General features: G+C 60.4%; 8 protein-coding genes. 3 read left to right on the top strand and 5 right to left on the bottom strand.

What is annotated here, in order from left to right; all coding sequences use genetic code 11:
• Window positions 1-91 precede the first annotated feature (91 nt).
• Both ACIQ39_RS17915 and ACIQ39_RS17920 read right to left on the bottom strand, forming a co-directional pair.
• Window positions 92-1,207, bottom strand: a complete 1,116-nt coding sequence (locus tag ACIQ39_RS17915; protein WP_396435945.1) for an acyl-CoA dehydrogenase family protein — start codon at window positions 1,205-1,207, stop codon at window positions 92-94.
• A 10-nt stretch (window positions 1,208-1,217) separates the two neighbouring features.
• Entirely contained in the window at window positions 1,218-2,399 is a 1,182-nt protein-coding gene (locus ACIQ39_RS17920) for an acyl-CoA dehydrogenase family protein (protein ID WP_396435946.1), read from the bottom strand.
• 118 nt (window positions 2,400-2,517) lie between these two features.
• On the opposite strand from ACIQ39_RS17920, the gene purN reads away from it, so the two are divergent.
• Window positions 2,518-3,093 carry a phosphoribosylglycinamide formyltransferase gene (gene purN / locus ACIQ39_RS17925; protein WP_396435947.1) on the top strand — a complete coding sequence of 192 codons (576 nt, stop codon included), beginning with the start codon at window positions 2,518-2,520 and terminating at the stop codon, window positions 3,091-3,093.
• On the opposite strand, the gene ACIQ39_RS17930 is transcribed toward purN, so the two are convergent.
• On the bottom strand, window positions 3,090-3,326 hold the full coding sequence (locus tag ACIQ39_RS17930) for a DUF1653 domain-containing protein (protein WP_396435948.1): 237 nt from the start codon (window positions 3,324-3,326) through the stop codon (window positions 3,090-3,092). The two genes, purN and ACIQ39_RS17930, sit on opposite strands and share 4 nt — an antisense overlap.
• Window positions 3,327-3,380: 54 nt before the next feature.
• Here ACIQ39_RS17930 and ACIQ39_RS17935 point away from each other — a divergent pair, with 54 nt between their 5' ends.
• Window positions 3,381-4,679: an RsmB/NOP family class I SAM-dependent RNA methyltransferase gene (locus tag ACIQ39_RS17935; protein WP_396435949.1), complete on the top strand. Its 1,299-nt coding sequence runs from the start codon at window positions 3,381-3,383 to the stop codon at window positions 4,677-4,679.
• 112 nt (window positions 4,680-4,791) lie between these two features.
• A complete protein-coding gene (locus ACIQ39_RS17940; RefSeq protein WP_396435950.1) occupies window positions 4,792-6,003 on the top strand; it encodes a fatty acid desaturase in 1,212 nt (403 codons plus the stop codon).
• A 357-nt stretch (window positions 6,004-6,360) separates the two neighbouring features.
• Here the strand turns inward: ACIQ39_RS17940 and rpmG are convergent, their stop codons facing one another.
• Both rpmG and rpmB read right to left on the bottom strand, forming a co-directional pair.
• Window positions 6,361-6,531: a 50S ribosomal protein L33 gene (gene rpmG, locus ACIQ39_RS17945; protein ID WP_297722097.1), complete on the bottom strand. Its 171-nt coding sequence runs from the start codon at window positions 6,529-6,531 to the stop codon at window positions 6,361-6,363.
• Between the two features lie 26 nt (window positions 6,532-6,557).
• A complete protein-coding gene (gene rpmB / locus ACIQ39_RS17950; protein WP_026039317.1) occupies window positions 6,558-6,791 on the bottom strand; it encodes a 50S ribosomal protein L28 in 234 nt (77 codons plus the stop codon).
• Window positions 6,792-6,810: the final 19 nt, after the last annotated feature.

Genomic DNA, 6,810 nt, shown 5'->3' on the forward strand with positions numbered 1-6,810 from the left:
GGCACGGGCCGAGCTCAGAGGCGCTTCGCTTTGCCACATCGCCCGACCCGCGCCGCCCTCCCGCCTTGCTCCGGTTCGCAGGACCTTCCCTTCAGGCGAAGACGCCTGCCGTCTCTTGCATGCGGGCCGACACCTCGCCCAGCTGGTGCAGGCTGTCGCCAAACGTCATGTCGAGTTGCGTCAATTTCTTGAAGTAATGGCTCACGATGTACTCGTCGGTGACAGCGATGCCGCCATGCAGCTGCACCGCTTGTTGGCCGATGAAGCGCATGGACACGCCCAGCTGGTACTTGGCACGGGCCAAGGCGCGGCGGCGCTCGTCGGCGGGCGCATGCAGTTTCAGGCTGGCGTAGTAGCTCATCGAGCGGCCCAACTCCAGCTGCATTTTCATGTCGGCCACGCGGTGGCGCAGGGCCTGAAAGCTGGCAATGGCCACACCGAACTGCTTGCGCGTGTTCATGTAGTCCACGGTGATGGCCAAGGTTTTGTCCATCACGCCCACCGCCTCGGCGCAGGTGCAGGCGATGCCGATGTCCACCGCTTCTTCCAAGGCGCTCAGGCCATTGAGCGTGATCAGCTGCGCGGGGGCATGCTTGAGCACCACTTCGGCAGCGCGCGAGCCGTCTTGTGTGCCATAGGCTTGTGTGCTCACGCCGTTGGCGCTGCGCTCCACCAAAAACAAAGCGATTTGGCCATTCACGGTGGCTGGCACCACGAAGGCGTCGGCTTGGTCACCGATGGCCACCAGGCTCTTGGTGCCGCTCACGGTCCATGCACCGCCCGATTCGGTGGCAATTGTTGCGCAGCGCTCCAGTTGGTAACGGGCACCGCGCTCTTGCTGCGCCAGCACGACGATGGCTTCGCCTGCCGCCATGCGCGGCAGCCATGCCGCTTGCAGCGCAGTCGGGGCGTGGGTTTGCAGCGTGGCGCTCGAAATCAAGGTTTGGGTCAGGGGTTCGAGCACGATGCCGCGCCCCAACTCTTCCATGGTGACCATGGCTTCGGTCGGGCCCATGCCCATACCGCCGTGGTCTTCGCTCACATACAGGCCCGTCAGGCCCAGTTCGGCCAGCTCGGTGTAGGCGTCGCGGTCAAAGCCGCCGGCCGCCACGATGGCGCGGCGGCGCTCGAAGTCATAGCCTTTGTCCACCCATTTGCGCACCGCGTCGCGCAGTTGTTCTTGGTCGTCAGAAAAATCGAAATCCATGTGTCTCTCCTTAACCCAGAACTGTCTGGGCGACGATGTTGCGTTGCACTTCGTTGCTGCCGCCGTAAATGGTGGTCTTGCGCATGTTGAAGTAATTGGCCGCCAAGGGCGCGTTGGCCACCACGCCGCCTGGGAAGTTGCCTTGCCAGCCTGCGTCCATGGCTTCGAAGATGAAGGGCAGGGCAAAGGGGCCTGCGGCTTGCATCATCAGCTCGGTGTAGCGCTGCTGAATTTCGCTGCCCTTGATCTTGAGCAGGCCCGCAATGTCGAGCGAGTTTTTGCCCGATTTTTCGGCGGACAAGACACGCAGCACCAACATCTCTAAGGCCACGATGTCGACTTCGAGCTTGGCGATTTCGTCGCGAAAGCGCAGATCGTCGTACACGCCTTCGGCTTTGGCCACGCGTTTTAAGCGCTCCAGCTCGCGTTTGGCGCGGTTCACGTCGGCGATGTTGGTGCGCTCGTGGGCCAGCAGGTGCTTGGCGTAGTTCCAGCCCTTGTTTTCTTCGCCCACCAGGTTCTCGGCGGGCACTTCGACGTTGTCAAACCAGACCTCGTTGACTTCGCATTCGCCGTCCAGCAGCTTGATGGGGCGCACCGTGATGCCGGGCGACTTCATGTCGATCAAGAGGAAAGAGATGCCGGTTTGGGGTTTGCCTTCGGTGCTGGTGCGCACCAGGCAAAAAATCCACTCGCCATACTGGCCCAAGGTGGTCCAGGTTTTTTGGCCGTTCACGATGTATTTGTCGCCCACCCGCTCGGCGCGGGTTTTGAGGGATGCCAAGTCCGAGCCTGCGCCCGGTTCGCTGTAGCCCTGGCTCCACCACACTTCACCGCTGGCGATGCCGGGCAAAAAGCGCTGTTGCTGCTCGGCATTGCCAAAGGCCATGATCACGGGGGCCACCATCACCGGGCCAAAGGGCACGACGCGGGGGGCACCGGCCAAGGCGCATTCTTCTTCAAACAAATGCTTTTGCACGGCGCTCCAGCCGGGGCCGCCAAACTGCGTGGGCCAGCCCCAGCCCAGCCAGCCTTTTTTGCCCAAAATCTTGGACCAGGCCTGCATGTCTTCGCGTGTCAGGCGCATGGCGCTGTGTACTTTTTGGGCAATGTCAGCGGGCAAGTTTGCCTTGACCCAGCTGCGGATCTCGTCGCGGAACGCGAGTTCGTCGGGGGTGAATGCCAAATCCATGGGGTGTTCTCTCAAAATCAAACGGTCGTGCTTTTTATCATGCGCCAGCCGTTTGGGTTTGTCCTTGGTGCGACAAATGCGGGGATGCCCAAGGCCTGCAGAGATAATTCAGGCGTTCATGAAAAACATCGTCATCTTGATTTCTGGCTCGGGCTCCAACATGGCCGCCATCGTGCGGGCCGCTGAGCAGGGCCGTTGGGCTGAACGCCTGAACACCCGGGTGGCCGCCGTGCTGAGCAACCGGGCCGATGCCCAAGGCCTGGCCTTGGCCCAAGCGCACGGCATTGCCACCGCCGTGCTGGACCACAAGGCCTTTGCCCATCGCGACGCTTTTGATGCGGCCCTGATGGCCGAGATCGATCGGCATGCGCCCGCCCTGGTGTTGCTGGCAGGCTTTATGCGCATCTTGACTCCCGCTTTTGTCGCGCACTACGCCGGGCGCTTGCTCAACATCCACCCCTCTTTGTTGCCCGCTTTTCCCGGTCTGAACACGCACCAGCGGGCGCTGGACGCGGGCTGCCAGTTTGTGGGGGCCACGGTGCACCAGGTCACGACCGAGCTGGACCATGGCGGCATCTTGGCCCAAGCGGTGGTGCCGGTGTTGCCGGGTGACACGGCCGACACCTTGGCGGTGCGTGTGCTCAGTCAAGAGCACCTGATCTACCCCCAGGCCGTGGCGCACTTTTTGGCTTAATCTCCGATGCGTTCAAAGCGCGGCTGAAATGTCCCGTTGAATTGGGCCAGCTCGGCAAACATGGCCGCAGGCCTGACCCACAGGCCTTGTTCGCCATAAAGGGCTTGGTAAAGCGTCATGGGCTGCAGGTCTTCGCTGTGGCGCACGGTGCCCAGCACACGGTAATGGCCGCCTTTGTAATGACGGTACAAACCCAGTGGCGTTTCAAGCAGGGGTGGCAAATTTTCTGACATGGTTTTCCTTGTGTGTTTTTTCACAGGGGGAGGAGGTGGGACAATGCGCCCCCTATGCATCCAAAAGCCCTTTTAGAGGCCTGCGCCGATCTGGTCAGGCAAGTCCTTCAATTTGAACACCCCGCCGATGCGGTGGTGTCGCGCTATTTCCGCGAACACCGCTCGCTGGGCCCCCGCGAACGCGCCACGCTGGCCGAGACCGCTTTTGCGGTGCTGCGCAAAAAGCTGCTGTTCGAGCAGTTGGCCCGCTCGGGCTCTGGCCCCAAAGAGCGCAAGCTGGCGATTTTGGGCTTTTTTGGCCCGCGTGATTTTTTGGCCGCTGCCCTGAACGAGACCGAAAAGAAATGGTTGGCCACCTGCGACGCCATTCCAGCCGATGCCCTGATGGCCCCGCACCGCCACAACCTGCCCGAGTGGATGGCGCAAGCCCTGCAAGCCCAATTGGGCGACGACTTTTGGGCTTTGGCGGAACATTTGCAACAGCCTGGCACGCTCGATTTGCGCGTCAACATGCTCAAGGCCAAACGCAGCGAGGTGCAAAAAGAATTGGCCCAAGCGGGCATCGCTTCAGAGCCCACGCCTTACTCGCCTTGGGGCCTGCGTTTGCAAGGCAAGCCCGCGCTGCAAAAAACCGACGCCTTCACCCGGGGCGCGATTGAGGTGCAAGACGAAGGCTCGCAATTGCTGGCTTTGTTGGTCGACGCGCACCGGGGCGAGATGGTGGTGGACTTTTGCGCTGGCGCAGGGGGTAAAACGCTGGCGCTAGGCGCGTCCATGCGCAGCACCGGGCGTTTGTACGCGTTTGACGTGTCGGGCCACCGCCTGGATGCGCTCAAACCCCGCATGGCGCGCAGTGGCCTGTCCAACGTGCACCCGGCGGCGATTGCGCACGAGCGCGACGACCGCGTCAAGCGCTTGGCCGGCAAGATCGACCGCGTGCTGGTCGATGCGCCTTGCTCGGGCCTGGGCACTTTGCGCCGCAACCCCGACTTGAAGTGGCGGCAAAAGCCCCAAGCGGTGCAAGAGTTGACCGAGAAACAATCGGCCATCTTGCAAAGCGCGGCACGCATGCTCAAGTCAGGTGGGCGCTTGGTGTACGCCACCTGCAGTGTGTTGCCCGAAGAAAACGAGCGCATCGCCCAGGCCTTCAGCGCGGCCCATCCTGAGTTTGTGCCTTTGAATGTGGCCCAAGAGCTGGAGCGGCTCAAAGTGCCTGATGCCGCCAGCCTGTGTTCGCCTGCAGCTGTGGCTGAGCCCCAGGCCGACGCCCCCTTGGCGGGCCTTTATTTGCGTTTGTGGCCGCATCGGCACGCCACCGATGGTTTTTTTGCGGCGGTTTGGGTCAAAAAGTAATGGTTTCGAATTGCTTCCTTCGGGGTCAGTTTGAAAACTGCTGTCCTTTTGCAGCCGTAAAACTTAAAATCAAACAATGGCCTCGCCTGAGGCTGATGTAGAAAGAAATCTCATGATGCTGCCTGACGAGGCTTTTTTGGATGCCGTGATTCATTGGATGGGTTTCGGCTTGTTTGATTTTTCTTGGTGGCAAATGGTGCTGATCACACTGGGTTTGACCCACATCACCATTGCCAGCGTGACGATTTTCTTGCACCGCCACCAGGCGCACCGCGCCTTGGATTTGCACGCCATCCCCTCGCACTTTTTCCGCTTTTGGCTGTGGCTGACCACCGGCCAAGTGACCAAAGAGTGGGCCGCCATTCACCGCAAGCACCACGCCAAGTGCGAGCAGGCCGAAGACCCGCACAGCCCCCATGTGCACGGCATCAAGACCGTGTTGTTCACGGGTGCAGAGCTGTACCGCAAAGAGTCCAAAAACCTGGACACCCTCAAACGCTATGGCCACGGCACGCCCGATGACTGGATTGAGCGCCAGCTCTACAGCCGTTTTTCTTGGCAAGGCGTGGCCTTGATGCTGATCATTGACGTGGCCTTGTTCGGTTTCCTGGGCCTGACGGTCTGGGCGGTGCAAATGGCTTGGATTCCGGTCACGGCTGCGGGCATCATCAACGGCGCCGCGCACTTTTGGGGTTACCGCAACTTTGAGGCGCATGACGCCAGCACCAATATTTCACCTTGGGGTATCCTGATTGGTGGCGAAGAGTTGCACAACAACCACCACACCTACCCCACATCGGCCAAGTTGTCGGTCAAGCCCTACGAGTTCGACATCGGCTGGTTGTACATCCGAAGCCTTGAAATCATGGGTTTGGCCACCGTCAAAAAAACCCCACCCCGCTTGGCTTACGGCGACATTCGCCCGGTGGCCGACGAAAAGACGCTGGAAGCCCTGATTGCCAACCGCTACGAAGTCATGGCCGGTTACGCCCGCCATGTGCGCACCGTGCTGCAAGAAGAGGCGGGCAAACTCAAGCTAGATGCCGATGCCGTGCAAACGGCCAAGCGCTGGTTGCACCGGGATGCCGCAAAAGTGCCTGCCGCCGCGCAAGCGTTGCTCAAACAAGCCCGCGCTGCCAGCCCGGTGCTCGACAAAATGGTGCAAATGCGTGAAGAGCTGAGCCAAATTTGGCTCAACACCTCGCATTCACGCGAGCAACTCGCGGCCGATCTGCAAGCCTGGTGCCGCCGAGCTGAAGACAGTGGCATTGCGGCATTGCGCGACTTCTCGGTGAAGTTGCGTGCGGTGCGCCAAACCGCCTGAGCACCGTTCTGGGCGCGTTGAGCCACAAGGGCCTGCGGGCCCTTTTTTTAGTCTTGGGCCTGCGGGCCCTTTTTTTAATCCTGGGCCTGCGGGCCCTTTTTTTTAGTCTTGGGCCTGCGGGCCCTTTTTTTAGTCCTGGGCCTGCGGGCCCTTTTTTTAGTCCCGGGCCTGCGGGCCCTTTTTTTAGTCCCGGGCCTGCGGGCCCTTTGCACATGCCAGAGCCTGTGGGGCTTTTTCCCACAGACTGGGGCACTTTGTCATGCTGACCGTTTTGCTGGAGGTTAGATGCGGCGCAAGAAAAAATCAGGCAACAAAAAACCCGCCAGAGGCGGGTTTTTTCGTCGAAACCAGACCGAATCACTTCAGTTTGATTTCCTTGTACTGAACGTGCTTGCGAGCTTTGGGGTCGAACTTCATGATCGACATCTTCTCGGGCATGGTTTTTTTGTTTTTGCTGGTCGTATAAAAGTGACCAGTCCCCGCTGTGGACTCCAGCTTGATTTTTTCGCGTCCGCCTTTGCTTGCCATGGTGTGTAGCTCCTAATGTTCTGGGTTTAGGCTTGACCGCGTGCGCGCAGGTCAGCGAGCACGGCATCGATGCCGTTTTTGTCGATCAGGCGCAAAGCCGCGCTGGAGACGCGCAGTCGCACCCAACGGTTTTCTGTCTCAACCCAGAAACGACGGTATTGCAGGTTCGGCAGGAACCGGCGCTTGGTTTTGTTGTTGGCGTGGGAAACGTTGTTCCCGGTCATTGGGCCTTTGCCCGTTACGTCGCAAACGCGTGCCATGTGGACACTCCGATACTTT

Source organism: Limnohabitans sp. (assembly GCF_044361645.1).
GTDB lineage: Bacteria > Pseudomonadota > Gammaproteobacteria > Burkholderiales > Burkholderiaceae_C > Limnohabitans_A.

Coding starts and splice junctions, on each gene's coding strand:
- ACIQ39_RS17930 (WP_396435948.1), bottom strand. CDS start 3,326: ATGTCAGAAAATTTGCCACCCCTGCTTGAAACGCCACTGGGTTTGTAC.
- rpmB (WP_026039317.1), bottom strand. CDS start 6,791: ATGGCACGCGTTTGCGACGTAACGGGCAAAGGCCCAATGACCGGGAAC.
- ACIQ39_RS17935 (WP_396435949.1), top strand. CDS start 3,381: ATGCATCCAAAAGCCCTTTTAGAGGCCTGCGCCGATCTGGTCAGGCAA.
- rpmG (WP_297722097.1), bottom strand. CDS start 6,531: ATGGCAAGCAAAGGCGGACGCGAAAAAATCAAGCTGGAGTCCACAGCG.
- ACIQ39_RS17920 (WP_396435946.1), bottom strand. CDS start 2,399: ATGGATTTGGCATTCACCCCCGACGAACTCGCGTTCCGCGACGAGATC.
- purN (WP_396435947.1), top strand. CDS start 2,518: ATGAAAAACATCGTCATCTTGATTTCTGGCTCGGGCTCCAACATGGCC.
- ACIQ39_RS17940 (WP_396435950.1), top strand. CDS start 4,792: ATGATGCTGCCTGACGAGGCTTTTTTGGATGCCGTGATTCATTGGATG.
- ACIQ39_RS17915 (WP_396435945.1), bottom strand. CDS start 1,207: ATGGATTTCGATTTTTCTGACGACCAAGAACAACTGCGCGACGCGGTG.